Source organism: Nocardiopsis sp. L17-MgMaSL7 (assembly GCF_003182025.1).
Classification (GTDB): domain Bacteria; phylum Actinomycetota; class Actinomycetes; order Streptosporangiales; family Streptosporangiaceae; genus Nocardiopsis; species Nocardiopsis prasina.
Map to the genome: position 1 here is coordinate 525,612 of NZ_QGTF01000001.1, position 25,249 is coordinate 550,860.

The 25,249-nt window shown below is 69.7% G+C and carries 15 protein-coding genes and 1 tRNA gene; 1 reads left to right on the plus strand and 15 read right to left on the minus strand.

Annotation, left to right across the window (positions count from 1 at the left end; translation table 11 throughout):
- Window positions 1-12: 12 nt before the first annotated feature.
- From BDW27_RS02185 to BDW27_RS02240, 12 genes are all read right to left on the minus strand, one after another.
- Window positions 13-8,070, minus strand: coding sequence for a type I polyketide synthase (locus BDW27_RS02185; RefSeq protein ID WP_110048005.1), 8,058 nt, complete (start codon window positions 8,068-8,070; stop codon window positions 13-15).
- Window positions 8,071-8,502: 432 nt separating this feature from the next.
- Entirely contained in the window at window positions 8,503-9,765 is a 1,263-nt protein-coding gene (locus tag BDW27_RS02190; protein ID WP_110048006.1) for a styrene monooxygenase/indole monooxygenase family protein, read from the minus strand.
- A 75-nt stretch (window positions 9,766-9,840) separates the two neighbouring features.
- Window positions 9,841-10,398 carry an ATP/GTP-binding protein gene (locus BDW27_RS02195; RefSeq protein WP_110048007.1) on the minus strand — a complete coding sequence of 186 codons (558 nt, stop codon included), beginning with the start codon at window positions 10,396-10,398 and terminating at the stop codon, window positions 9,841-9,843.
- Window positions 10,399-10,420: 22 nt separating this feature from the next.
- Window positions 10,421-10,780, minus strand: coding sequence for a DUF742 domain-containing protein (locus BDW27_RS02200; protein ID WP_110048008.1), 360 nt, complete (start codon window positions 10,778-10,780; stop codon window positions 10,421-10,423).
- Between the two features lie 46 nt (window positions 10,781-10,826).
- Window positions 10,827-11,252 carry a roadblock/LC7 domain-containing protein gene (locus tag BDW27_RS02205; protein ID WP_017543700.1) on the minus strand — a complete coding sequence of 142 codons (426 nt, stop codon included), beginning with the start codon at window positions 11,250-11,252 and terminating at the stop codon, window positions 10,827-10,829.
- 93 nt (window positions 11,253-11,345) lie between these two features.
- Complete coding sequence (locus BDW27_RS02210) at window positions 11,346-13,805, minus strand: sensor histidine kinase KdpD (protein ID WP_233515596.1); 2,460 nt, start codon at window positions 13,803-13,805, stop codon at window positions 11,346-11,348.
- Between the two features lie 1,170 nt (window positions 13,806-14,975).
- Window positions 14,976-16,787 carry an ABC transporter substrate-binding protein gene (locus BDW27_RS02215; protein WP_110048009.1) on the minus strand — a complete coding sequence of 604 codons (1,812 nt, stop codon included), beginning with the start codon at window positions 16,785-16,787 and terminating at the stop codon, window positions 14,976-14,978.
- Complete coding sequence (locus BDW27_RS02220; protein ID WP_017543697.1) at window positions 16,784-16,975, minus strand: membrane protein; 192 nt, start codon at window positions 16,973-16,975, stop codon at window positions 16,784-16,786. The genes BDW27_RS02215 and BDW27_RS02220 overlap by 4 nt, the downstream gene beginning before the upstream one ends.
- 6 nt (window positions 16,976-16,981) lie before the next feature.
- Window positions 16,982-18,133, minus strand: coding sequence for an ABC transporter ATP-binding protein (locus BDW27_RS02225; protein ID WP_110048010.1), 1,152 nt, complete (start codon window positions 18,131-18,133; stop codon window positions 16,982-16,984).
- Window positions 18,126-19,196, minus strand: a complete 1,071-nt coding sequence (locus BDW27_RS02230; protein WP_110048011.1) for an ABC transporter ATP-binding protein — start codon at window positions 19,194-19,196, stop codon at window positions 18,126-18,128. Before BDW27_RS02230 ends, BDW27_RS02225 begins: the two co-directional genes overlap by 8 nt.
- Window positions 19,197-19,201: 5 nt before the next feature.
- Complete coding sequence (locus tag BDW27_RS02235) at window positions 19,202-20,080, minus strand: ABC transporter permease (RefSeq protein WP_017543694.1); 879 nt, start codon at window positions 20,078-20,080, stop codon at window positions 19,202-19,204.
- A 270-nt stretch (window positions 20,081-20,350) separates the two neighbouring features.
- Window positions 20,351-21,442, minus strand: a complete 1,092-nt coding sequence (locus BDW27_RS02240; RefSeq protein ID WP_017543693.1) for an ABC transporter permease — start codon at window positions 21,440-21,442, stop codon at window positions 20,351-20,353.
- Window positions 21,443-21,790: 348 nt separating this feature from the next.
- Here BDW27_RS02240 and BDW27_RS02245 point away from each other — a divergent pair, with 348 nt between their 5' ends.
- Window positions 21,791-23,428: an alpha/beta fold hydrolase gene (locus tag BDW27_RS02245; protein WP_110048012.1), complete on the plus strand. Its 1,638-nt coding sequence runs from the start codon at window positions 21,791-21,793 to the stop codon at window positions 23,426-23,428.
- A gap of 107 nt (window positions 23,429-23,535) precedes the next feature.
- Here BDW27_RS02245 and BDW27_RS02250 read toward each other — a convergent pair whose 3' ends face one another.
- The 3 genes from BDW27_RS02250 to BDW27_RS02260 form a co-directional block, all read right to left on the minus strand.
- Window positions 23,536-24,021 (minus strand): septum formation family protein, encoded by a 486-nt coding sequence (locus BDW27_RS02250; protein ID WP_110048013.1) that lies wholly within the window; start codon window positions 24,019-24,021, stop codon window positions 23,536-23,538.
- 219 nt (window positions 24,022-24,240) lie between these two features.
- Entirely contained in the window at window positions 24,241-24,828 is a 588-nt protein-coding gene (locus tag BDW27_RS02255) for a septum formation family protein (RefSeq protein WP_110048014.1), read from the minus strand.
- Window positions 24,829-25,038: 210 nt separating this feature from the next.
- Window positions 25,039-25,112: transfer RNA gene (locus tag BDW27_RS02260), tRNA-Lys, on the minus strand.
- Between the last annotated feature and the right edge of the window lie 137 nt (window positions 25,113-25,249).

A 25,249-nucleotide genomic window follows, 5' to 3' on the forward strand; every position in this document is an offset into this window, starting at 1 on the left:
CAAGCCTCCTCGTCATACGCTCGGGCCTCGCAGGGCGAGGTTCACCAGTTCGTCGACGTCCATGGCGTCGATGGCTTCTCCCCCGCCGTCCGTACCGGGAGGCGTGGTGGTCCGATACTGGCCGGTCCGCTCTTCCGGGGTCGGGGGCTCCGGTGTGAGGAGACCCGCGAGGAACCGTGCCAGCGCCCTGGGGTTGGGGTGGTCGAAGACGGCCGTGGCCGGGACACGTACACCCACGGCGGCGCTGAGCCTGTTCCGCAGTTCGACGCTGGTGAGTGAGTCCGTGCCCTGTTCGGTGAAGGGGCGATCCGGGTCCACTTCGGAGACCGATCCAGCCCGGTGGCCGAGCACCACGGCGGTGTGCTCGCGCACCGCTCGCAGCAGGGTCCGGGAACGTTCCCCCGGGTCCATCTCCGCGAAGCGCGCGGCCGGGTCGTGTTCCTCACCGCCGAGCCCCGGGGCACCGGGTGAACCCTTCCCCGCGGCCGGGATCGGATAGCGTTCCGAGTCAGGATCGGGCAGGAGGTCCCGGAGCACGCTGAGGCCGGGGACCGGGGAGAGCCACGCGGGTACCGCGTGAACCAGGTCCCGGGCCATGGCGGTGTCGAACAGGTCGAGGGCCGCCTCCGGCCGCATCGGAAGGAGTCCGCTCCGGCTGAGGGTGGCGAGGTCGTTCTCGTCCAGGTGGCCGGTCATGCCGCCGCCCTCCCACAGCCCCCAGGACAGCGACGTGGCGGGCTGACCGGCGTCCCGGCGCACGTGTGCCAGTGCGTCACAGAAGACGTTGGCCGCCGCGTAGTTGGCCTGCCCCGGGTTGCCCAGTACGCCCACGGCCGAGGAGAACAGGACGAAGGACGACAGGTCATCGGTGAGTTCGTGCAGGTTCCAGGCCGCGTCCACCTTGGGCCGCAGTACCGTGCGCAGTTGTTCGGGGGTCAGTGCCGTGACCGTGGCGTCGTCGAGTGCCCCGGCGGCGTGCACCACGGCGCGCACCGGCCGGTCCTCGGGAACCGCGTCCAGGACGCGGGTCAGGTCCTCGCGGTCGGCCGCGTCGCAGGAAACCGCGTCCACCCGGGCACCGAGCGCTTCCAGCTGCGCCGTTCGCTCCTCCTGTCCGGGGGTGTCGGGGCCACGGCGGCCAAGCAGTAGGAGGTGGCGGACCCCGTACGCCGAGACCAGGTGGTGGGCCAGGCGGTGTCCCAGGCCCCCGGTGCCACCCGTGATCAGCACCGTGCCCTCCTGGGGGAAGGGCGCGGGCACGCGAAGGACCAGCTTTCCTACGGTCTCACCGCGTTGGAGGGCTCGGAAGGCCGTCTGGACCTCGCTCAGGTCGTACACGGTGGTTGGCAGGGGCCGAAGGGCCCCCTCCTCGAACAACTCCATCACCCTGGCGAGCATGTGTCCGATCCGTCGCGGATCCACGTGGGGCAGGCTGAATGCCTCGTATTGGCAGCCGGGGTGGTCCGCCGCCACGTCCGTGGCGGCGCGCACATCGGTCTTGCCCATCTCCACGAACCGGCCGCCCGGGCCTCGCCCGTCCCTGGGCGAGCGAAGCAGGCGCAGGGACGCGTCCACGAACTCGCCGGCCAGCGAGTTGAGGACCACGTCGACGCCCCGGCCGTCGTTGGCCTCCCGCAGCCGGTCCTCGAACTCCAGTGTGCGCGAGGAAGCCAACCGCTCGGGGGCCAGTCCGTACTCGGCCAGTCCTGACCACTTGTGGGGACTGGCGGTACCGAACACCTTGGCACCCATGTGGTGCGCGAGCTGGACGGCCGCCGTTCCCACACCTCCGGCCGCGGCGTGCACGAGCACGCTCTCGCCCGGACGCACGGCGGCCAGGTCCACCAGACCGTGGTACGCGCTGAGGAAGGCCACCGGAACCGTCGCCGCCTGCTCGAAGGTCCACCCCTCGGGCATGTGAGCCAGGCGATCACGATCAGCCACGGCAAAGGGCCCGAAGGCTCCGTCGAACATGCCGACCACGCGGTCACCAGGGCCCAGGTCCGTCACCTCCGATCCGGTCTCCAGGACGACACCGGCGCCCTCGATTCCCACGCCGACGCCGTCGTCGACCACTCCAAGAGCGGTGACCACGTCGTGGAAGTTCACCCCTGCGGCCCTCACGGAGAGTCGGACCTCGCGGGGGGCGAGTGGTGCCCCTGCCTGGCGAGCGGGCACGGCCTCCAGCGCGTCCAGTGAGTCGGGGCCGCGAGTGTCCACGCGCCACAGGCGTCCACTCGGGGCGAGGACACCGTCAGGGGTCTCCACGGAGCGCCGTAGTCGCGGGACGAGTATGGAGCCCGAACGCAGGGCGATCTGTGGCTCGTCGAGACCGAGGGCCGCTGGCAGCACCCGGTGGGACTCCTCGGAACCGTCGGAGTCCAGGAGCACCAGACGACCGGGGTGCTCGCGCTGGGCGGCTCGGAGCAGGCCCCAGACCGGAGCGGCGGCGGCCCCGGGGAGCTGTTCACCGGGGAACGTGGCCACTGCCCTCCAGGTGACCAGGGCCAGGCGGGAACGGGCGGTGCGCTCGTCCGCCAACCACCCGCGGATGGAATCCAGGCCGGCCTCCAGCCCCTGGCGGACCGCGTCCGGAAGGGCGTCATGCCCGGAGTAGACGACGTGCGCGGGCAGTTCGGCGCAGACGACGTCTGGAACCGGCGCCCCCGGTGCCAGATCCTCCAGCGAGGGGAGGGCTCCGGGGATCACTTCCTCGGCGGCGGAATCCGACGTGGGGTCCACCTGCTCCCACCGGAGCTCGTACAGTTCGGAGACCTCGCCCGGCTCGGCTTCGGGGAGTGCATCCGCGGACAGAGGCCTCAGGACCACCTCGTCCACGGACCAGACCGTCCCCTCACCGTCGGGACCGGTGGCCAGCAGTCGGTACCGGTCGTCGCCCAACGGGGTGAGCCGTGCCCTCAGGCGCCGGGACGTCCGGTCGTCCTCGGCGCGCGCCAGCCGGACCCCGCTCCAGGCGAACGGCACCCTGGGGCCGCAGTCGCGCTCGGCGGCGCCCCGGTTCCCCAGTACGGCGTGCAGGACGGCGTCGGTCAGGGCTGGGTGAGGACCGTGGAAGGCCTCGCTCCCGCCCGCGGAGTCCGGTAGCTCGACCTCCAGGAAGAGTTCGTCCCCGTGCCGGTACACCGACCTCAGACCGAGGAAGGCAGGACCGTAGTGGTATCCCAGAGCCCGCAGGGAGGCGTAGTCGACCGGAATCCGCTCGGCGTCGTCCGGTGGGAGGGTACCGACGCCCTCCCCCGCGTCCGGAGCGTTCACCTCGGCCGTGCCTCCGGAGGTCGGGCCGGCGACGGAACCGGAGGCGTACCGTGTCCACGAGGCGTCCGTGCTCTCGCGGCGCGCGTAGACGTCGACCGCGCTGTGCCCCCGAGGGTCGCGGGAGCCGACGATGATCTGGATCTCGACGGCTCCGGTCCGACCCACCATCAGAGGGGCCTCCAGGACCAGGTCGGTGACGGTGTCCGCGCCGATCGCCGCCGCGGCACCGGCGACCAGGTCCACCAGCGCCGTACCGGGGATCATCACCCTTCCGAGCACACGGTGGTCCGTCGCCCAGGGGTGCCCGGAGGCGGAGACCCTGCCCCGGAACACCGTTCCCCCGTCGGCCAGACCGAGCCCGTCGTCGATCAGCCGTTCCACCGATTCCGCCGGTCGGACCTCGGGCCCACTCGGCAGCAGCCAGTGGCGGGAGCGTCGGAAGGGGTCGTCCGGCACCGTGACCGGGGCACCTTCGTCAGCCACCCCCTCCAGCACGACGTGTGCGTTGGTACCGCTGATCCCGAAGGAGGACACCGCCGCTCTCCGGGGCCGTCCGGTGTCGGGCCACTCGGCCTCTTCGGACAGCAGACGGACACCGCTGTCCCTCCACTCGACCCGATCCGTCGGCTCGTCCGCGTGCAGGGTCCGGGGCAGGCGGCCGTGGCGCAGGGCCTCCACGGTCTTGATCACCCCGGCGACGCCCGCCGCCGCCTGGGCGTGGCCGATGTTGGACTTGAGGGAGCCGAGGAGGAGGTCGTGTTCACGCTCACCGCCGTAGACCGACATCAGGGCGGTGGCCTCGATCGGGTCCCCAAGGCGTGTTCCCGTGCCGTGCGCCTCTACCGCGTCCACCTCGCCGGGGTCGAGTTCGGCCGCGGCAAGGGCCTGGCGGATCACCCGTTCCTGGGCCTCCGGGTTGGGCGCGGTCAGTCCGTTGGAGGCGCCGTCGGAGTTGACCGCGCTGCCGCGCAGCAGCGCCAGCACGGGCCGACCGTTGCGACGAGCCTGGGAGGCCCGTTCGAGCAGGAGGATCCCGGCTCCCTCGGCCCAGGCCGTTCCCTCGGCCCCGGCGCCGAACGCACGGCAGCGACCGTCGGCGGAGAGGCCGCGCTGGGCGGAGAACTCCAGGAACATGCCGGGGGTGGCCATGACGGTGGCGCCTCCGGCCAGGGCCATGGAGCACTCCCCCCTGCGCAGGGCGGAGGCCGCCTGGTGGAGGGCCACCAGGGAGCCGGAGCAGGCGGTGTCGATGGTCAGGGCGGGACCGTGGAGCCCGAGCACGTAGGCGATGCGGCCGGACGCCACGCTCAGGGTGCTCCCGGTCAGCCGGTATCCCCCGTCCGCGCTGCTGACGGGGTCGGCCAGGCGGGCGCCGTACTCGCTGGGCATCGCGCCCACGAAGACGCCCACCTGTTCGCCGCGCAGGCTGGCGGGGTCCATCCCGGCCCGTTGGATGGCCTCCCAGGAGGTCTCCAGTAGCAGCCGCTGCTGCGGGTCCATGGCGTCGGCCTCGCGGGGGCTGATCCCGAAGAAGCCGGGGTCGAACAGGTCGGCGTCGTGGAGGAACCCGCCGTTGCGCGTGTAGGTGCGACCGGGGGTACCGGGCTCGGGGTCGTAGAGGGCGTCCAGATCCCAGCCCCGGTTGTCCGGGAAGGCCCCGATGGCGTCGGTCCCCTCCTCCACCAGGCGCCACAGCTGCTCCGGGGAGCGCACCCCTCCGGGCAGTCGACAGGCCATCGCGGTGATGGCGATCGGGTCGTCACCGACCGGAGTCCCCACGAGCGCGGTCCCTGCTGGGGCCGCGCGGCGCGGGGCGGTGCCGCTGCGCTCAGGGGGGGTGGGTCCCTCGCCGCGTTCCCTCGCGACGTGCTCGGCGAGGGCGGCCGGGGTGGGAAGCTCGAAGAGGACGGAGTCCTCAAGCCGGACCCCCGTCTCCTCCTCCACCAGGTCGGCCAGTTCCAGCAGCATGATGGAGTCGAAGCCGAGGTCACGGAAGGCCCGTCCCTCGTCGGCGGGATCCAGTTCGTCCAGTTCCAGGACCCTGGCGCTCAGGGACGCCACGAGGCTCGCGGCTTCGCCACCCTCGGGGCCCGCCGGTTCGTCCGTGAGCGACGGCGCCACCGCGTCCAGCGGTTCGGCGGCACGCACGGCCGGGACCGAGTCGGGCCAGAAGCGGGTCCGCTGGAACGGGTAGGTGGGAAGGTCGATCCGTTGTGCTCCTGAGCCCCGGAACAGGCTCCCCCAGTCCACATCCAGACCCGAGGTGAAGGCCTGCGCGGCGGCGGTCAGCAGCTGGGCGGAGTCCCCGTGGTCCCGGCGCAACGTGGACAGCACCGTGCCCCGCACCTCGTGGGCGTCGAGAACGCTTTCGATCCCTCGGGTCAGGACCGGGTGCGGACCGACCTCCACGAACGTCGTGTGCCCGTCTGCCACGGCCCGCGCCACCGCCTCCGCGAAGCGGACCGGGTTGCGTAGGCCCTCGTACCAGTACCGGCCGTCCATGACCGGAGCGTCCGCGCCGGGGTCTCCGCCGGTCAGGGTGGAGAGCACCGGTATCCGGGCCGGACGCGGCGTGACGCCCGCCAACTGTTCGAGCAGGACCTCACGGACCCGTTCGACGTGCGACGAGTGCGAGGCGTAGTCCACGTCCACCAGGGCGGCGTGCACGCCGATGTCCACACAGTGGTCGACGGCGGCGCGTACCGAAGCCGGGGAGCCCGAGACCACCACGGACTCGGGCCCGTTCACCGCGGCCAGATGGAGGTCGGGCAGGGCATCCTGGAGCTCACGGGCCCGCTCCGGAGTGACTCCGAGGGAGGCCATGCCTCCACTGCCGCCGAGCGTGACGAGCGCCTGGCTGCGCAGGGCCACGACCTTGGCGGCGTCGTCCAGGGTGAGGACCCCGGCGACGTGGGCTGCGGCGATCTCGCCCTGGGAGTGACCGATCACGGCGGCCGGGCGCACGCCCACGGCCTCCCACACCCGGGCCAGCGCCACCATGACCGCCCACAGGACCGGCTGCACCACGTCGACGCGGGCCCCGGGCCCGACGTAGAGAGGGGCGCCGGGTTCCCCACGCAGAACGCGTGTGAGGGACCAGTCGACATGGGGCTCCAACGCCCGTTCGCACTCGCGCAGTCGCCGACCGAAGACCCTCGCCAGGCGGCCGTCGCCGTCCAGGAGCGTGCGCGCCATACCCGCCCACTGGCCGCCCTGACCCGGGAAGACCATGACCGGGCCGCGCCCGTCCCTCGCGGCCGTGGGGACACCGGAGGGCCGGATCGACTCCAGCTCACGGGTGCCGCTGCCGCCCGGAGCCAGGATGACGGCCCGGTGGTCCATGACCGTACGCGTCGTGACCAGCGAGTACCCGACGTCCTCGGGACGCAGGCCGGGCCGTTTCGAAACGAAGGAGTGCAGGACCGAAGCCTGGGCGCGCAGGGCGCTCTCCGAGCTCGCGGACAGGACCCACGGCACAGGGTCGAGCGCGCCCTCCCCCGGCGACTTCCGCGACGTGTCGGGCGATCGCCGGGGCGGCGGGGCCAGGACGAGGTGGCAGTTGGTACCGCCCATGCCGAAGGAGGACACCCCGGCCAGGGGGGTGTCGGTCGGCCAGGGTTCCCGCGCGGTCTGCGGGACCAGCCCCAGCCCTTCCAGGTCGATCGCGGGGTTGGGGGCGGAGAAGTTCCGGGTGGGGGGCAGCAGGCCGTGGGAGAGGCTGAGTACCACCTTGAGCAGGCCGACGATCCCGGCCGCGCCCTCCAGGTGACCGACGTTGGTCTTGGCCGAGCCCACTCGCAGGGCACCCTGGCGGTCGGCGAAGACCGAACCGAGGGCGGCGGCCTCGACCGGGTCGCCTGCCGGAGTCCCGGTACCGTGCAGTTCCACGTAGCCCACATGGGCGGGGTCGATCCCGGCCCGGCGGTGCGCCGCGCGCACGACCTCCGCCTGTCCCTCGGGTTCGGGGCGCGCGAGGAAGGCGGTGGGGCCGGAGTTGTTGACCGCCCCGCCGGACAGCACCGCGTGAACGTGGTCGCCGTCCGCCATCGCCCGGTCGAAGGGTTTGAGGACCACGACGGCGCCGCCCTCGCCCCGGACGTAGCCGTTGGCGCGGGAGTCGAACGTGTAGCAGTGCCCGTCGGGTGAGAGCCCTCCGAACTGCGCCACGTACTCGGTGCTCTGGGGCAGGAGGATGAGGTTGACACCACCGGCGAGGGCCAGGTCGCACTCGCCGTTGCGCAGGCTCTCCATTGCCGCGTGCACGCTGACCAGGGACGAGGACTGTCCACTGTCCACAGTCATGCTCGGCCCGCGCAGGCCGAGGGTGTAGGAGACTCGGTTGGCGATCATGCCGCGCTGGCTGCCGGTGAGACTGTGGTGCGAGGCGGGGACGTCGCGCAGGAGATGCGAGTAGTCCGAGGAGATCGCTCCGGTGAAGACGCCGGTCCGGGATCCGTGCAGCCTGTCGGGAGCGGTGCGCGCGTTCTCGATCGCCTCCCAGCTCAGTTCGAGCATGAGTCGTTGCTGGGGGTCCATGGCCACGGCCTCGCGCGGGGAGACCCCGAAGAACGCGGCGTCGAAGTCCTCGGCGCGGTCCAGGTAGCCGCCCCAGTGCTGGTCCCGCTGGGAGGACGTCCAGCCGAGGCGCTCGGGCGGCGGGGTGATGGCCTCCCGGCCCTCGCACAACAACCGCCAGAAGGAGTCCGGGTTCGATGCCCCGGGGAGGCGACAGGCCAACCCCACCACGGCTATGGGCGAGCGGGAGACGTCGCTGCCGTCAGCATCCCTGGTCATCGCGTTCCTCCGGTCGAACTCGACGTCCTCACCCCGAACGGGTCCTGGCCCGGGGTATGTTACGGGGTCGACCCGCGGTCCCGTGCGCGTGAATTCGCACCGCCGTCTCCGTGTGGGTCGGGTCGGTGGCAACAGGCACGAGTTCCCCGGCCGGGCTCCGCGTTCGGAAACCCGGATGGCCGACCGAAGGGACGGGCAGGCCGCGCACGGCTTGGTGAACGCCTGGGACAGACGCCCCACATGCGCTTTTGAGCCATACGCAGGGTGGATCGTATCGACGATTCAGGACAGATGACAACGGAACACTTGTTTTCGGTCATTTATTTGCCCACATTCAGAGCATGACAAAAACGAGATTTCCATGTGTTTGTTACCAAAAGGAAATGCCCGATGTCCGTAGACATCGGGCATGACACTGCGGACGCGGAACCGTCAGTCTCCGTGGCGCGCGCGGACCTCCGCGAGGAACTTCAGGGCTTCCTCCGGGTCGAGGAGCCAATTGGCGTAGTCAGGCGGGTAGTCCCAGCCCCGAATCCAACGATTCGCGACCTCCGGGTAGCGCTGGGCGCCCGCGATGAGCTCCGTGAAGTATTCCGGCAGGCCCTGGTCCCACATCGTGGAATTCATCTCGGACCACAGTTGATTGTGGAGACCGAATTCCCAGAAACGGTCGAACGCACTGACCAGGAAGTTCTCGTCGAACTCCCGGTCCCCGTGTTCCATGATCGCCTCGAGGTAGGCCTTGGCACAGTGCATGGAGTTGTTCCAGCTCTGACCGACGTACGGGTCCATGGTGACGACGACGTCAGCCATCCCGAGAACCTTGCCACCGGACGGCAGGGTCCCGACGGGGTTGCGCACCTGCGGCGTGACCTCGTCGGTCAGGGTGCTGCCGTTACCGTCCACCAGCGCCGCGTCCTTGACGCGCTCGTAGTACTCCGGCGCGTAACGCCGCAGCAGATCCTTCATACGACGCAACTGCTCCTCGGGACCGGGCCTGTCCGGCCAGGCGTCCATGGGACCGCCGCGCTTGTCCACCATAACCAGGGCGTGGCAGGGACCCTCCTGGCTGAGGATCGGCATGAGGATGGTGTTCCCCGCCTCTGCGGCGGAGGAGGCCCAACCCACGTTGACGTCGTCCTTGGAGTCCGGCCAGACGTCGTAGACCAGGGCCTGGGCCATGGACCGGGGCCTGGCCCCGCTGAACCGGCTCTCGTCGTAGTCGAAGAGCTGGCCGAGCTCCCCATGACCCACAGCGACGATGATCAGGTCGAACATGCGGGAGAAGTAGTCGAGGTCGGTCACGGTGACGCCGTGGATGACGACCTTGCCGCCGCGGTCCTCGAAGAACTCCAGCCAGTCGGCCATCTTCACCCGACGGTCCACCGACACCATGTAGTCGTTGTCCAGCCCGGTGCGGCCAGCGAAGGACAGGACCGGCTGGTCTCCTCCCGGATAGAGGTGGACCCGCTGGTCGCGCACCTGGGGACAGAGCACACTCCACAGGTCGAGGTCGTACTCGCGCTCGTGCTTCAGGGACGTGGGCAGGGTGAACTGCGTGACCGAGGATCGCCCCGTCCGGATCTCCGTCGAGGACTGCCCCGTGATCACCGTGACGTCGTAGCCATGGGTCAGGAGACCGTGGGCCAGGTGCAGACCGGCGTGGCCAGCGCCGACGATAAGGATCTTGCGCATTGTGTCGCTAACTTTCCTGGGAATCTACGGGGCCGCGGGGGGATCGGCCAGAGGGAGACCGAACGCCCCCGCCCGTCAGGCGACGGGCTCACTCGCTCGGTTGTGCTCCAGCGCGTACCGCAACAGGGTCTTGAGCACGTCGCCGCCGGACATCCTGTGTCGCGCGTCGAAGTCGATGATGGGCACCTCCGGACTGACCTCCAGAGCCTCACGGACCTGCTCGGCGGTGTAGTCCAGGTGCCCCTCGAACTTGTTCAGCGCCACGATGTAGGGGATCCGCTTGTTGGTCTCGAAGTAGTCGACCGCGTCGAAGGAGTCCGCGAGCCTCCGGCAGTCGACCACGACGACGGCGCCCACGGCGCCGCGGACCAGATCGTCCCACATGAACCAGAACCGGGCCTGCCCCGGCGTGCCGAACATGTACATGACCAGTTCGTCGTCGATGGTGATGCGGCCGAAGTCCATCGCGACGGTGGTCGTCGTCTTGTCGGGTGTGACCGAGGTGTCGTCGTGTCCGACGCTGGCCTCGGTCATGATCGCTTCAGTCGTGACCGGCGGAATCTCCGACACCGAGCGCACCAAGGTCGTCTTGCCGGCACCGAAGCCACCGGCGATGACGATCTTGCTCGACATCTTCTTGCGATTCGACCTGTTGTCACTGGAAAAGTCGTTCGAGACCACGAAGAGCCCTCTCCAGAACCTGGTTTTCGGACGGACTGCTGCCGGTGATGGTCGGGTGGATGTACACCAGGTCCTGCTCGGCCAGGTCACTGACCAGAACCTGGGTCACACCCAGGGGGATGTTCAACTCGGCCGACACCTCAGCGAGAGACCGCGTCTCCCGGCACAGTTTGTAGATACTGATCGACTCCGGCATGAGGGTGCCAGGAGGTTCCTGCCCGGGCTCGGACGTCGAGACCAGGGTCTGCACCATCAGCGGATGCCGTGACGGCGTCCGCCCACCTGTGAAGGTGAACGGGCGAACACGGTTACTCCTTCGCCTGCGGAAGCTCATAGCCGCGGCAACCTCATTCCTGCCGAACCGTTACGGGTCACCGTCGTCAGTTCTGGATGACCTCGCGCAGCTGCGAACGCAACTGCGGAGTGAGCACGTGGGCGACGTTGTCCACGAGCTTGGCCATCTGGAAACCGACGATCTTCAGCTCGGTACCGGGTGCGGTGAGCACCGCCATGCAGGAACCGTCACTGATGGCCATGATGAACAGGTGGCCGTGGTTGAAGCGAACCAGAAGCTGCTCGCACTCACCCCTCTGGAACAGACTCGCACCGCCGACCGCCAGGCTGTGCAGCCCGCTCGCGATGGCCGCGAGCTGTTCGGCGTGCACCTCGGGGAAGTCACTGGAGTGAGTCAGGACCAGGCCGTCGGAGGAGACCACCACGGCGTGCTCGACACCGCGCACGTCCCGGACGAACCGGTCGATGAGCCACGAGAAGTTCTCAACGCTGTCGTTCGTGGATTCAGTCATGGTTGTGCTCTACCTGCCTCGGCCGAAGGTCGTGTTCGCTGGGGGTCTGGGCTGTGAGGACCCGGACGGACTCCTGGGCCCCCGCTGGGAGGTTCATTCCTTGTCGTCCTCAAGGTCCTCGCCGTCGAGTGCGGCGCGTTCCCCGTCGAGGAAGTCGCCGAGCTCGTCACGAATCTGCTCCGCTCGGGCCTCACCGGTGAGTCGGGGCGGCGTGTCGTCCCGGCCCTTCGGCGGGGGCGGCGGGTTCTCGGACAGTGCGTCGGGGTGCGGCATCATCCGCAGAGGCGAACCGTGCGGGGTGGCGCTGCGCCGGGGCAGACCCGCCGAGGTGACCGCGGAGCTCCCTCCGGGAGCGGGCTTCGGCGGGGCCTTGGGCGCGCTGGTGCCCTTGAGCGCACGGTCGTCGGAGGACTGCTGCGGGATCGGGCCGGTCGAGGTCACGGGCGCGCTCGTGCTGGGAATCGTGGCGGTGCGGGGCTGCCCGGGCGTCCGGGGCGTGGCCACTCGCAGGAGTTCCTTGGGAACGATGGTGTAGGCGCTGACCCCCCGGAAGGAGCGCGACTCCAGCCTGGTCTCCAGGTTGTGCTTCCGCGCGATCCGGCTGGCCACGTAGAGGCCCATGTGCTTGGGCACCTCGTCGTCCAGGACGGGCTCGCCGTCCAGACGGCCGTTGAGCTCCCTCAGCTGGGCCTCGGGGATGCCCACGCCCTCGTCCTCGACGACGATCATGAGGCGGCCGTCGTCCAGCTCGCGGGCGCTGATCACCACCTGGGAGTGCTCGGGCGAGTTCGCGGTGGCGTTGTCCAGCAGCTCGGCCAGGAGGTGGCTGATGTCGTCGGCGGCCAGACCGGTGATGGAGGCCTGCGGTATCTTGCCCAGGCTGACCCTGGGGTAGTCCTTGATCTCCGAGGTCGCGGCGCGGGCGACGTCGAGCAGCGGCACGATCTCGTCGTGCGCATCGGACTCGCCGCCGTCGTGCCCGGTCAGCACCAGGAAGTTCTCACCGTTACGTCGCATACGGGTCGCGAAGTTGTCGATCTGGAAGAGCTTGTCGAGCAGGTCCGGGTCCTGGGCACCGGTCTCCAGGGCCTCGACCATCTCCAGGAGCGCATCGACCAGGGAGAGGTCCCGCATGGCCAGACCCGCGAGCGCCTCGTTGAGCAGGTCGCTCTGGGGGTCGTCCTGCCGCTCGGACGTGACCGCGGCCGACGCGGCGGTCTCCGGCTCCGGGGCGGGTGCTTCGGTGACGGCCTGGGCATCCCGCGCCTGAGTGGCCGACTCGGTCGGAGCCGTCCCGGACTCGGGTTCGGTCTCCTTCTGGGCCGGTTCGTCGGCGGTGGGTGTGTCCGTCCCGTTCTCCGAGCGGGTGAGCGCCCGGTCCTGGCCGATCTCCGGCGAGTCCGACGATTCGGCGCGCTCGGCGAAGAACGTGGCGGCGGAGTCGGCGGTGATCACCTGTGGCTGCTGCCCGGCGGCGAGCACGATGACGTGCTGGACCGGCTGGCCGTAGGGACTCATCTGCCCGTAGGGCGCGAACTGGCCCGGGTAGACGACCGGCTGGCCGGGGAGGACGTAGCCGGGCGGCTGGTAGGGCAGGGGGTAGGCGCTCTGGTACGGCAGCGGCGGCGGGTAGGACGGGTAGTGCGGCGCGGGCGGCTGCGGGGCGTAGTCGGCCCTGGGGTACCCGGGGTACGGGTGGCCCTGGGCCTCGTGCGGCGGCCGCTGGTAGCCGTGCGGCGCGGCCTCGGGACGGCCGTAGCCGTGCCCCTGGTACCCGGGGGCGTGGGTGCCCTGTTCCGGGTGGCCGGGGAGGTACCGGGGCTCCTGGTACCCGTACGCCTCCGGGTAGCCCTGGGGGTCCCGGTAGCCGTTGTGCTCGGGCTGGCCCTGGTAGCCGTACGGGGCCTGGGGGCCCTGACCGGTCGCCCGGTGGTCCCGGCCGCCCGGTTCCGGCACTTGGGAAGGGGCGGGCGCGGGGCGCGGCTGCTCGTAGGGCGAGTCACCCTGAGGGGGCGTCCACTGCGCCTGCAACGCGGCGGGGTCGGTGGCAGGCCACCGTGACGCGACCGGCGCCGCGGAACGCTGGGCGCCGCCCTGGGCGGCCTCGTGCGCGCCCGGGTCGACCCTGGGCGCCTCGACCCTCGGGGGCTCGTGGCTGGCGCGCTGACCCGGCGTGTGCCGTGCGGCTACCGCCGGTTCCGGTGTCGCCGGTGCCGTGGGTGACACAGGGGCCTCGGGCCGCTCTGTGTGCTCTGATGGTCTGGGGCTGTCGGTCATGGTGTCCGTGGTGGCGGGGATGTGTGGGCTGCGCGGTTCGGGCTCGTTGAGTCCGACGCCGCGCCACTGGCCGACCTGGTTGGCGCCGGTGTCGACGTCGTCGATCTCCAGGTTCCGGGTCGTGTAGGGGTTGGGGACGCTCACCCGGGAGGTGGGACGGTAACCGTTCTCGGCGGACGCGGAGAAGGGTCCGGTGGGGGGCTCCGTCGCGGCTGTCTCCTCGCCGTCCGACGTTCGGTCGGGGTTCTGCGAGTGCGGATGCACGGGCTGATGCACGGGATTTCCTTGCTCGGTCTCCGGTGACGGGGGTTCCTGGGACTTGACCATCCGGGAGATGGCCCGGCGGAACCTTCCTTCACGCCTGGTTCCACGCCCATCCTCCGTCGACATCATCTTGGCCAGGGAGTGGTCATCGCGTTCCTGCGGTGACTGCGCCTGTGCCACAATCTCGTCTCCTCGCATCAGGTGGGCGGATGGCGGTGGCCCCGCACCACCGCCCTGACCAGGGAGGAAATCGTTCCTCGGGTCCTTTCGGCCCGTGAGACGACCAGACGCCCCTAACGCCGGGGGGACGCCTCGACGGTTATGGCGGGAGGGGATCGTGGCGCGTGACCGGGGCCGGAGGAGAGCGCCCGATCCGGCGGACAAGTGTCCCCGCTCCACACAATTCCCGTACTTCCACCGGGAACCGTCGTTCGGTTCGTCAGACTAACAAAGGACGCCCAGCTTGACAGAAGAATCGAAGATCCGCCGAAAGGACCCCGGACGCCACCGGGGTGACGTGGGGAAACACTGGAAAAGTGACCACTGGGACCACTTTGGAATCGGTGCATTTGTCCTGGTTTGTCTGATTCTTGCCGGGTGTCACCTTCTCGCGAGGATACGCGGCGGCCACCCGCCACCAGTCGGCCCACGGTCGGCCCCGACCTGACCGGAACTGCGTTGACCAGCACCGACGCGTTTCCAGGAGACTCCCCGTCGTCCCGCGGCGACCGGGTTCCGTTCCGGTCTCGTCGAAGGGTACGGTCTTGGTCACACAGGGGTCGAATCCGCCCACTCACACGGTCGAACACCGGGCGGCACCCGCACGGGTGAGCGTGCGAACCCCCCGGGGGGCGATTCAGTCGCGTTCGGAGGAAGCTCGGAACGAGGTGCGCCCGTCGCGAGGCCGCCGAGCTCGCGGCACCCTCGACCTTCTCGAGTCGAGACCCACGGCGATCCGTCTGGTGCGCGAGTCGGATCGCGGAGGCCCCGGACGACCCCGAGCCACCCGCACCCCGCTTCGCCTCGAACGCGCACAAACGGTCTCTCGAGGGACAAACTCACGCATGCCCGTAATTCGCGCGACGGCGTCCGGGCACACCGGCGGGGGCGGGGCCCGAAGGCACCCGCCCCCGCCCGGGACCGGATCGGTTCACCCCCGGCTCACGGCCGGGGGCCCGTCTCTCAGCCCTCGACCGGCTCCAGATCGCCCTGGATCAGCGCCAGGATGACGTGGTTGTCCTGGTACTGCTCGTTCTGGGAGGTGGGGGTGTCCGTCGGGAACTCCTTGACGCGAACCCCCTCGACCGCCGGGGAGAGGTACTTGTAGGTCCAGATCGGAATGCGGGGAAGGAGCTCGTTGAAGACGACGGCCAGCGTCTTCAGGGCCTCCTTCTGCTCCTCCTCGTTCTCGGCCCGCTGGGCGGTGTCCACCAGCTCCGCGATGTCCACCTCTCCCTGGGAGGGGCTCTCGACCTGGAGGTCGAACCCCTGGCCCGGGGAGTCCTCCGTTCCGGCGTTCTCGGTGAGGAAGTTCATCTGGAAGGCACCCCAGTAGTCGGGCTGCTCCGGGTTGCCCCAGTGGCGCACGGCCACCTCGAAGTCGCCGGCGCCCCAGATACCCCACGGGTTGTCCTCGGGGACGTTGCGCGCCTCGGTCTTGATACCGAAGGCGTTCCAGGCCTCCTCGACCTGGGTGGCGGTCAGCTCGAAGTCACCCCAGCCCGCGACACCGATGACCTCGAAGCTGGCCTCCTCGCCGTCCGGGAGGAGCCACTTGCCGCCCTCCTTGGTCCAGCCGGCGTCCTCCAACAGCTCCGTGGCCTTGTCCAGGTCCTGGTCGAAGTTCTCGAAGTCCTCCAGCTCCTCGGCCGTGAGGATCTCCTCGGCCTGGATGTCGGCCAGACCCGCGTAGTGCGTGACGCGGCTGTAGCCGTCGCCGCGGGCCACCTGACCGATCTGGTCGCCGTCGAGGACGTAGGCGAGCGCCTTGCGCACACGCACGTCCTGGACCTCGGGCTTGGCCCGGTGGTTGAACATGATGCCGCAGCCGTCGTAGCCCGCGTGCTCGACCCAGCGGAAGCCCTCCACGTTCTGGAAGGCCTGCTGGTCGGCGGCGGAGGGGGCCAGGGTGGAGTAGTCCACCTCGCCCTGCTGGACCAGCAGTGCCGACTGCCGGTTGTCGCCCTTGTGGATGACGACCTCGTCGAACTTCACCTCGGCGCCCTGGTATCCGTCCTCGTTGCGCACCAGCGTGATGCGCGCGTCCGACATCTGCGCGTCGTCGAACATGTACGGGCCGCTGCACACGATCTCGTCCGGGTTGAACTCGATGAACTCGGCGTTCCACTCGGAGTGCTCGTCGTCGCCCTGGCGGACGCCGTCGTTGACCATCTCGACCGCCCGCTCGCCGAAGTTCTCGTAGGTGGCCTTCGAGACGATGCGGTGCTTGATGATGCTGCGCTCGATGTTGGGGAACGGGTTCTCGAAACCGAGGCGGACGCTGAGGTCGTCCAGCTTCTCCAGGTTCTGGACCTGGGGGAAGCCGAAGCCCCACGGCGGGGCCTCCAGGACGCGCATGGCGTAGCTGCGGATCATGTCGTCCGCGTTGAGGTCGTTGCCGTCGCTCCACTTCAGCCCGGAGCGCAGGGTCAGGAGGAGGTCGTTGCCATCCCACTCGTGGCCCTCCAGCAAGAGGTAGTCCCAGTCGTGCTCGGCCCAGTTGAAGACGCCGCCCGGACACAGGAACAGGTCCTTGTAGACGGAGCCGAGCAGCAGCGCGCCGTCCTCACGGTGGACGTTGCGCGTCATGGAGTCCAGGTCGTAGTCGAAGACCCCGGTGAACTGGGTGGCGTCGGAGCTGCCGCCGCTGTCGGCGGAGCAGGAGGACAGCAGACCGGCGCCCGCCACCCCGACCGAGCCGAGACCGACGGCCTTGAGGAGCCGCCTCCTGCTCAGATCGTTCAGGATCGCGTTGCGCGAGGGGGTGGAGGTCATTCTTGACGCTTCCTTTCCAGAAGGACGGCGAGCAGACCGAGGGCGAGTACGGCCAGGCCGACACCGACGGTGACGACGCTGATGACGAACTCGGCTGTGCCGGGGGATGTGATCACGGCCATGAGGGTGCAGGCGAGGGTGAGGAAGGCTCCGACGAACAGGCCGAAGCGTCCGACGAGGAGCAGCAACTCACCTCACCCCCGGGTCACGACGTGGCAGGCCAGCAGCCGGTCGTGGCTGCGGACCAGCGGCGGCCGCACAGTGTCGCAGCTGCCCTGGGCGTAGATCGGGCAGCGCGGGTGGAAGTCGCAGCCCGGTGGCAGGTCCGTGAGGTCGGGGATGTCAGAGCTGCGCAGCCGGACCCGCTCCTTGTTCTTCGCCAGGTCCGGGTCCGGTTCGCAGACCGCGGAGATGAGCGCCTTGGTGTAGGGGTGCCGGGGGTCGTTCACCACCTGCGGGGTGGGCCCGTGTTCCACGACCTTGCCGAGGTACATGACCGCGATCTCGCCCCGCCAGGCGAAGTACTTGGCCACGGCGAGGTCGTGGGTGATGAACAGAAAGCTCACGCCGAGTTCGTCGCGGAGTCTGCCCAGGGTGTTGAGGAGGCTCACGCGGATGGACACGTCCAGCATCGACGTGGACTCGTCGGCGATGATGACCTCGGGTTCCATCGCCAGGGCCCGGGCCACGGCGACGCGCTGGCGCTGGCCCCCGGACATCTGGTGGGGGTACTTGTCCAGGTAGTCCTCGGCCGGGGTGAGGTCGACGCGTTCCAGCAGGTCGGCGGCGACCCTGCGGGCCTCGTGGCGGTTCTTCACCAGCTTGTGGCGGCGCAGCCCGGCGGAGACCGTGGAGTAGACGGTGCGGACCGGGTTCAGGGAGGCGTAGGGGTCCTGGTGGATGTACTGGACCGAGCGCCGGAAGGCCGCCCGCTCCTTGCGGTCCATCGCGGCGACGTCCTTGCCGCGGAACAGGACCGAACCGGCCGTGGGGCTGGACAGGGCGGCGGCCATGCGGGCCGTCGTGGTCTTGCCGCAGCCGGACTCCCCCACCAGACAGAGGACCTGGCCGGGCCGGACGTCGAGGTCGACCCCGGCGACGGCGGGAACCTCGCCCCGGGACGTCCGGAAGACCTGCTGTGCCCCCTTGAGGGTCAGTACGGGGGGCTGGCCGCGGCGCTCGTCGGCCTCGATGGCCTCCGTGGTGCTGGCGGCGTCGATGACGGTGCCGGGAGCCGGGTCGCTGAGGGCGGGGGCTCCGCCGTACCCGACCGCGCTGGCGGCACGCGGCGCGGTGTCGTCGGGGCGCGGTTCGGCGTGGGCGGGGTTGACGGTCCGGTCAATCACGGGAGACCCCCTCGGCGTGGAGTGCGGCGTCGGTGGAGCGCAGGCAGGCGGCCGTGTGGCTCAGGCCCGCGTCGCGGTACTGGAGAACGTCGAGCACGGGGCGCGTGGCGGTGCAGGCGTCCAGGGCGTGGGCGCAGCGCGGCGCGAACGCGCAGCCCGGGGGCAGGGAGTGCAGACTGGGCGGGCCGCCGGGCAGGGACTCGGGGACGTGGAGGTCCCCCACGACGGGGGGCACGGAGTTGATCAGCGCCGAGGTGTAGGGGTGCCGGGAGCGGTAGAAGATGTCCCGGGTGGTCCCGGTCTCGATGAGCCGACCGGCGTACATCGTGCCGACGCGGTCGGCGAGTTCGGCGGCCAGGCCGAGGTCGTGGGTGATGAAGACCATCGAGAACCGCAGTTCCTCGCGCAGCTCGGCCAGACGCTCCACGATGGACCGCTGGGTGAGGATGTCCAGGGCCGTGGTGGGCTCGTCGAGGATGATGAGCTGGGGGTTGAGCGCGAGAGCCAGGGCGATGAGGCTGCGCTGGCGCATGCCGCCGGAGAGCTCGTGCGGGAAGCTGTCGAGGACGCGGGCCGGGTCGAGGCGCACCATCTCCAGCAGTTCGGCGGAGCGCTCGATGATCTCCTTGCGGGAGCGGCGGCGGCCGACGGATTCGTGGGCGCGGAAGGTGTCGAGGAAGTGCTCCTCGATCCTCAGCACCGGGTTGAAGGCGTTCATGGCGCCCTGGAAGACCATGGCCGCCTCGTTCCAGCGGAAGCGGCGCAGCTTCTCCTTCTCCAGGGTGCGCACGTCCACGCGGGTGCCGTCCTTGCGGCGGAAGAGGATCTCGCCCTTGGAGACGACGCCGGTGCGCGGGAGCAGGCGCAGCAGTCCCAGGCCGAGGGTGGTCTTGCCGCAGCCGGACTCACCGACCAGGGCCATCGACTGGCCGGGGTGGAGGTCGAAGGAGACGTCGTGGACGGCGGTGACCTGGGTCCTGCGCCCGGTCCGGTAGCCGACGTCGACGCCGCGGACGGACAACAGGGGGCCGGGGTCGCCCGGGGTGGCGGGGAGGTCGTTCACGGGGCTCACCTGTCCCGGAGTCGTGGGTTGAGGGCCTGTTCCAGGGAGCGGGTCATGGTCACGAGCCCGATCTGGAAGAGCATGATCATCACCATTGGGGCGATGAGGAAGGGCGCCGCCTGGGGCAGGAGGAAGGCGTTGTTGTCCCAGGCCTGCTGGATCATCAGTCCCCAGTTGTCGGCGGTGCTGGGCAGCAGGCCCAGCAGGTACATGCCGACGACCGCGTAGATGGCGTTGGTGATGGCGATGATGAAGTTGATGAAGATGTAGCCCAGCATGTTGGGCAGCACCTCGACGAAGAGGATGCGCGCGGTGCCGAGGTCCTGGAGCCGGGCCGCCTCGATGAACTCGCGTTCCTTCAGCGAGAGGACCTGTGCCCGGATGGACCTCATCAGGAAGGGCCAGGTGACCAGCCCGATGATGAGGGAGACCACCATCGGGGAGGAGGTGCGGTAGAAGGAGGCGATGACCAGCATCAGGACGATGAAGGGGATGGTCATCGTGATGTCGGTCAGCTGGAGCAGCAGGTGGTCCAGGCGGCCTCGGACGTACCCGGCCACCGCTCCCAGGACCACGGCGATGGCGACGGTGATGAGCGCGGCGACGAAGCCGACCAGGATGGGTTCGCGTCCGCCCAGGATGAGCTGGGTGAGGGTGTCCTTGCCCTCGTGGTTGGTTCCGAGCCAGTGCTCGGAGCTCATCGGTCCCCAGATCTTGCTGACGTCCGTGGGGTTGTGGTGGTCGATGAGCAACGGGCCCACGAAGGCGAAGAGGAGGACGCTGAGGACCAGGCAGAGCCCGACGAACCCGCTGGTGCTGCGGGTGATGCCCTGCCAGATGGTGCCCCAGACGCCCGTTGACTCTGGTGCGGTGGTGACTGCCATGGGGTCGTCCCTTTAGTGCGTGTTCGTTGGATGCCGCCCGTTGCGAGCGGGGCAGACGGGTGTCCCGCACCGAAGGCCTCCGTCGGGGGCGGTGGCGGGTGACGGGTGGGCGGTGCTGGCACTGGCCGAAGAAGGCCTACGCCTGCTGCGCCCCGCTCCGCGGTCGTCGCATCGCGGGGGCCCGCCCGGGTCGGGCTCTCGACTGATCAGAACGCCGTGCCGGTGCCGCTGGGGCGACGCGCGGCAGGGCTCGTGTCCGCCGGTCACGCCCTAGTTCCGAATGCGCGGGTCGAGCCTGCTGTAGAGCAGGTCGGAGACGAGGTTGGCGATCACCACGCACGAGGTGATGATGATGAGCAGCCCTTGGAGGAGCGGGTAGTCGCGGTAGTTGACCGCGTCGAGAAGCAGCCCGCCCACGCCCTTGTAGACGAGGACCTGTTCGACGAAGATCGCGCCGCCGACCAGGGTTCCGAAGGAGATCGCGATCTGGGCGACGAGCGGCAGAACGGCGTTGCGGCCGACGTAGGCGGTGGCGATGCGTCCGTCCCGCAGTCCCCGAGCGCGGGCCACGGTCACGTAGTCCTCGCCGAGCACCTCGGTGGTGGAGGCCTTCATGACGAGCATCCACGTGCCGATGATGGCCAGCACGTAGGTGCCGATCGGCAGGGCGGCGTGGAAGAAGGCGTCCCCGACGAACCTCAGCGTGAACTCCGGCTGGACACCGGGACTGAGGGTGCCGCGCAGTTCGATGGGGTTGAACCAGCCCAGGTACATGCCGCCGCCGACGACCAGAACCATGGCGATGAGGTAGTTCGGGACGGCACCGAGGACCGAGGCCACGACGCTGAGCACGTGGTCCAGGATCTGGTTGCGGCGGTAGGCCATGATCATGCCCAGGGCAAGGCCGAGGGCGATCGCGATGAGGGTGCCGACGCCGATGCTGAACAGGGTCCAGGGGAGGTAGGCGCCGATGGCGTCGGTGACGCTGAAGCCGGGGCGGTTGATGGTCCCGCCGAGGTCGAGCGTGAACAGCCCGACGATGAACTCCCACCACTGCCGGAAGAGGGGCGCGTCCGGGTCGTAGGCCAGCGAGTGGATCGCGATGGCCCGGGCCTCGTTCATCGACATGCCGCCCTGGGTGAGGCGGCCCGCCATGACGTCGATGGGATCGCCCGGCATGGCGCGGCCGAGGAAGAACGTCACGTTGGCCACCACGAAGACCACGACGAGGGCCTTGCGTACCTTCACGAAGACGTAGTTGCGCCAGATCCGGGTCAGGAGGCGTTGGATCGTCCCTGGGGCGGCGGGCGCGGGTTCACCTGTGTCCGGGGGTGGTGGGGAGGCCGCGATTTCGGTGGCCACGAGGCTCCTTCGAGCAGGGGGCACGGCGGTGGTGGGGGCAGGCACGGATCTATTAGGAAACTTTCCTAATAGAACATCACGGTAACGCCACCGCTGTGGCTCACGCCACCCTCGTGACCAAACGGCGTCTTTTGCGCGACAGGATCGGCATCACAAAAAGAACAAACAATGACATAACTACACAAATAGCCGAATGGTTTGTGGCCGTATTCGGCCACTCCTCCAAGACGCTACTTTTGATGGTTTTGCTGCTCTCTGGGCGCTTCGTACTGTCACGGAGTCATCACCAGCGCCTGCCGGAACGGGCCCGCTCCCCCACCGGCGGCAGGACTTCGGAGGGAACCCCCCGTGCCCCGAGCACGCACCACCATCCGCGCGGCCGCGGTGGCCACCGCCACCGGCCTCGCCCTGTCCCTGGCGGCGGCGCTCCCAGCCGCCGCCGACACCGTCCCCTCCCCCGGCTATCCGGTGGAGGAGTCAGCCCTGACCCCCTTCCTCGACCAGGAGATCGTCTGGGCCGAGTGCCCCGAGCCCGAACTCGTGGCGGCCGGCCTGGAGTGCACCGAGTTCGAGGTCCCCCTCGACTACGGCGACCCCGACGGCGCCCGGCTCACCATCGCCGCCAGCCGCGCCGCCGCCACCGACCCCGAGGAACGCCTCGGCCTGCTCCTGATCAACCCCGGCGGCCCCGGCGGACCGGCCCGCCACATGCCGGCCGCCCTGTCCGGGACGTCCGCGCACGGTGTGTACGACCTCATCGGCATGGACCCCCGCGGCACCGGGGCCTCCTCACCTCTCGACTGCGGTGTCGAGTTCCCGATGATCCGCCCCCGTGCCAGCGACGCCGAGATCTCGACCGACACGCGCGAGAAGATCCGGTACGCCCGGGCCTGCGACGCCGCCGAGGGCGACCGGTTCCCCCACATGACCACCGCCAACACCGCCCGCGACATGGACGTGCTGCGCGCAGCCTCGGGTGAGGAGCGGATCAACTACCTCGGCTACTCCTACGGCACCTACCTGGGCCCGGTGTACGGCTCCCTGTTCCCGGAGCGGCTCGACCGCAGCGTCCTGGACTCGTCCATCCACCCGGACGGGGTGTGGCGCGACGTCTTCCTGGGCCAGGCCCCCGCTGGCACGGCCAACATGGAGCGCTACACGGAGTGGCTCGCCGAGCACGACGACGTGTACGGGTTCGGCACCGACCCCGAGGGGATCGTCGCCCTCTTCGACGAGACCTCGGCGCGGCTCGACGAGGAGCCCCGTGACGACGTGCCGAACGTCGAACTGGTCGACGGCGCCACCTTCGACCTCCTGGCCTTCAGCGCTTCGCGCGACCAGGGCTACTGGGACGTCAACTCCTGGTTCCTCCGGCTGCTGGTCGACGGCGAACCGGTCCCGGGTGAGGAGTTCGAGCAGCCGGAGATGAACCCGGTGTTCGACATGAGCATGGACCTGTTCTCCGCCGTGGTCTGCGAGGCCGAGTGGCCCGACCGGCTCGGCCTGTACCACCAGCAGTCGCGTGAGTACCGGGACGCGCACCCGTACGGCACGGGTGCCCTGTGGACCGCCCCGCAGGCGTGCACCTTCACCCGGAACGCGCCGACCGAGAAACCCGTCGAACTCGTGCGGGACGGCTACCCCGAGACCCTGGTGATCGCCGCCGACCACGACGCCAACACCTTCTACGAGGGTGGACCGGTCATGGCCGAGCGCCTGGAGAGCCCCCTGCTCACCGTCACGGACGAGGGCGGCCACGGGTTCTACCTCATGCCCGACCCGTACACCGGGGAACCGGGCCACCCCTGCGTGAACGCGGTCGTGGACTCCTACCTGATCGACGGCGTGGTTCCTCAGGACACCGAGTGCGGCGGCATCCCCCGTCCGGGGAGCCCCGAGGTGTCGACCTTCGACGGAGACCCGGGGCTTCTCCTGACGGACGTCGAGCGTCCGAACGAGTGGCTGCTGCCGACCGCCCCGAGGTAGGGACCGTCCGATCGGCATGACGAGGGCCCGCGCCGTCTGACGGCGCGGGCCCTTCGTGTCACGGAGACACCGCGGCCGGGTGGTCCGCCGAGGCGGGCGCCCCCGGGTCAGCGGTTGGCGCCCTCCAGGCTCTCGGTGACGGGACCATCGTCGGACATCACGTAGCAGAGGATCTCGCGGTCGTCGATCAGGTCCCAGCTCTCGACCGTCGGACTGAACCCGCCCACGTAGAACTCCGACTCCTCGAAGTCGACGCCGACGAACTCCCCGAAGGCGCTGCCGGTGCAGACCTCGTCCACGGAATCCGACACGGACCCGTTGCCCGGGTAGTCACCGTCCGGGAGGTCCTCGGCGTGGAAGACCTCGGCGTCGTGCGGCTCGGAGCAGTCGACGACGGGGACACTGTCGACCTCCCCGCCGCCCATGGCGGTCCGCATCTCGCTGTCGGTGAAGCAGTCCCCCACCCCGATCTCCATCACGTTGCCCTCCCCGAGGAAGGAGTTGAGCACGCTACAGGCGGACAGGCTGACGACGGCACCGGCGACGACGACCGCGAGGGCGGCTCTGCGAAGGGCGGGGGAGGAGGAAGACATGAGGGAGCTCCGGGCTTTCTTACGTGCGGGGATTTCGCGGGGGACAAAGGTGGCGAGAACGAAAGATTTCACCAGGTGATAGCGATGTCAATCTGGTATTCCGACGACCCTCAATGGAACCCCGCCGACGCCGCTGACCCGACCGGCATGGCGAAGGCCCGCGCCGCCGACGGCGCGGGCCTTCGTCCACGTTGCGGGTCGGGCCCGGTCGGGCTCCGCCTACAGGTTGGTCTGCGCGAGGGTCCCGGTGGTCTGGGAACCGTCCATCTGACCGATGAGGCAGAGGTACTCGCGGTCGCCCAGCTCCCAGCCCTCCTCCATCGGGAAGAGGGTCTGGATGTCCAGGACCGACTCCTCGTAGGCGGTACCGACGAAGGTCTGGAAGGCCCCGTAGCAGTTCTCGTCGACCATCTCGATGACCTCGTCACGGCCCGGGTAGTCGAGACCGCTGTCCAGGAAGCCGCCGTGGTAGACCTCCAGATCGTGGGACTCGGAGCAGTCGACGATCGGCGCCGTGCTGACGGAGTCGTCGTACTCGACCTCCATCTCGTTCAGGCAGTCACCCACGGCCAGCGCGTTGACGTCCTGGTCCTCGGCGCCGACGGGCTCCTCGGTCTCGGTCTCCTCGTCGTACTCGGCTTCCTCCGCCGCCTCGGCGTCGTACGACTCGGTGGGTTCGTCACTGCCCCCGGTGAGGGCGGGCGGCAGGAGCGGCAGGCCACAGCCGGACAGCGACAGGGCGGCACCGGTGGCCAGGGCCGCGAGGGCGACTCGGCCAAGCAGGGGGCGGCGCGCTTCGGACAACATGACGACTCCACGGGGTATCTGGTTGCTCACCGACTCGGGAGGGGTATCGGCGGTATCTATCCAGACGCGTCCCGAAGTGAGAAGGTTCTGACGATTCGGGAGTTCGTTTCCGCGGAGTCCGCCCTGACCAGGGCGGGAGCGGCTCACCGGGCACACGGAAAAGGGCCCTGGTCGGAGGAGACGAACTCCGCCCACCAGGGCCCTTCGCTGTGCGTCATCAGGGACTCGAACCCCGGACCCGCTGATTAAGAGTCAGCTGCTCTAACCAACTGAGCTAATGACGCCGGTCTCCGCTCCGAACCTTGCGGCTCCTTGCGGCAACGAGTTAACTCTACCGGAACTTTGGAGCACACGGGGCCGGAAACGGTCCGATGTGCCCCAGAACACGAAGGAGACCCGCGATCACCCCCCCAGCCTCACC

What these genes read in the sequence shown, in the direction of transcription:
- BDW27_RS02185 (WP_110048005.1), bottom strand. Translation starts at nt 8,070, where the DNA reads ATGACCAGGGATGCTGACGGCAGCGACGTCTCCCGCTCGCCCATAGCC.
- BDW27_RS02190 (WP_110048006.1), bottom strand. Translation starts at nt 9,765, where the DNA reads ATGCGCAAGATCCTTATCGTCGGCGCTGGCCACGCCGGTCTGCACCTG.
- BDW27_RS02195 (WP_110048007.1), bottom strand. Translation starts at nt 10,398, where the DNA reads ATGTCGAGCAAGATCGTCATCGCCGGTGGCTTCGGTGCCGGCAAGACG.
- BDW27_RS02200 (WP_110048008.1), bottom strand. Translation starts at nt 10,780, where the DNA reads ATGAGCTTCCGCAGGCGAAGGAGTAACCGTGTTCGCCCGTTCACCTTC.
- BDW27_RS02205 (WP_017543700.1), bottom strand. Translation starts at nt 11,252, where the DNA reads ATGACTGAATCCACGAACGACAGCGTTGAGAACTTCTCGTGGCTCATC.
- BDW27_RS02215 (WP_110048009.1), bottom strand. Translation starts at nt 16,787, where the DNA reads ATGACCTCCACCCCCTCGCGCAACGCGATCCTGAACGATCTGAGCAGG.
- BDW27_RS02235 (WP_017543694.1), bottom strand. Translation starts at nt 20,080, where the DNA reads ATGGCAGTCACCACCGCACCAGAGTCAACGGGCGTCTGGGGCACCATC.
- BDW27_RS02250 (WP_110048013.1), bottom strand. Translation starts at nt 24,021, where the DNA reads ATGTCTTCCTCCTCCCCCGCCCTTCGCAGAGCCGCCCTCGCGGTCGTC.
- BDW27_RS02255 (WP_110048014.1), bottom strand. Translation starts at nt 24,828, where the DNA reads ATGTTGTCCGAAGCGCGCCGCCCCCTGCTTGGCCGAGTCGCCCTCGCG.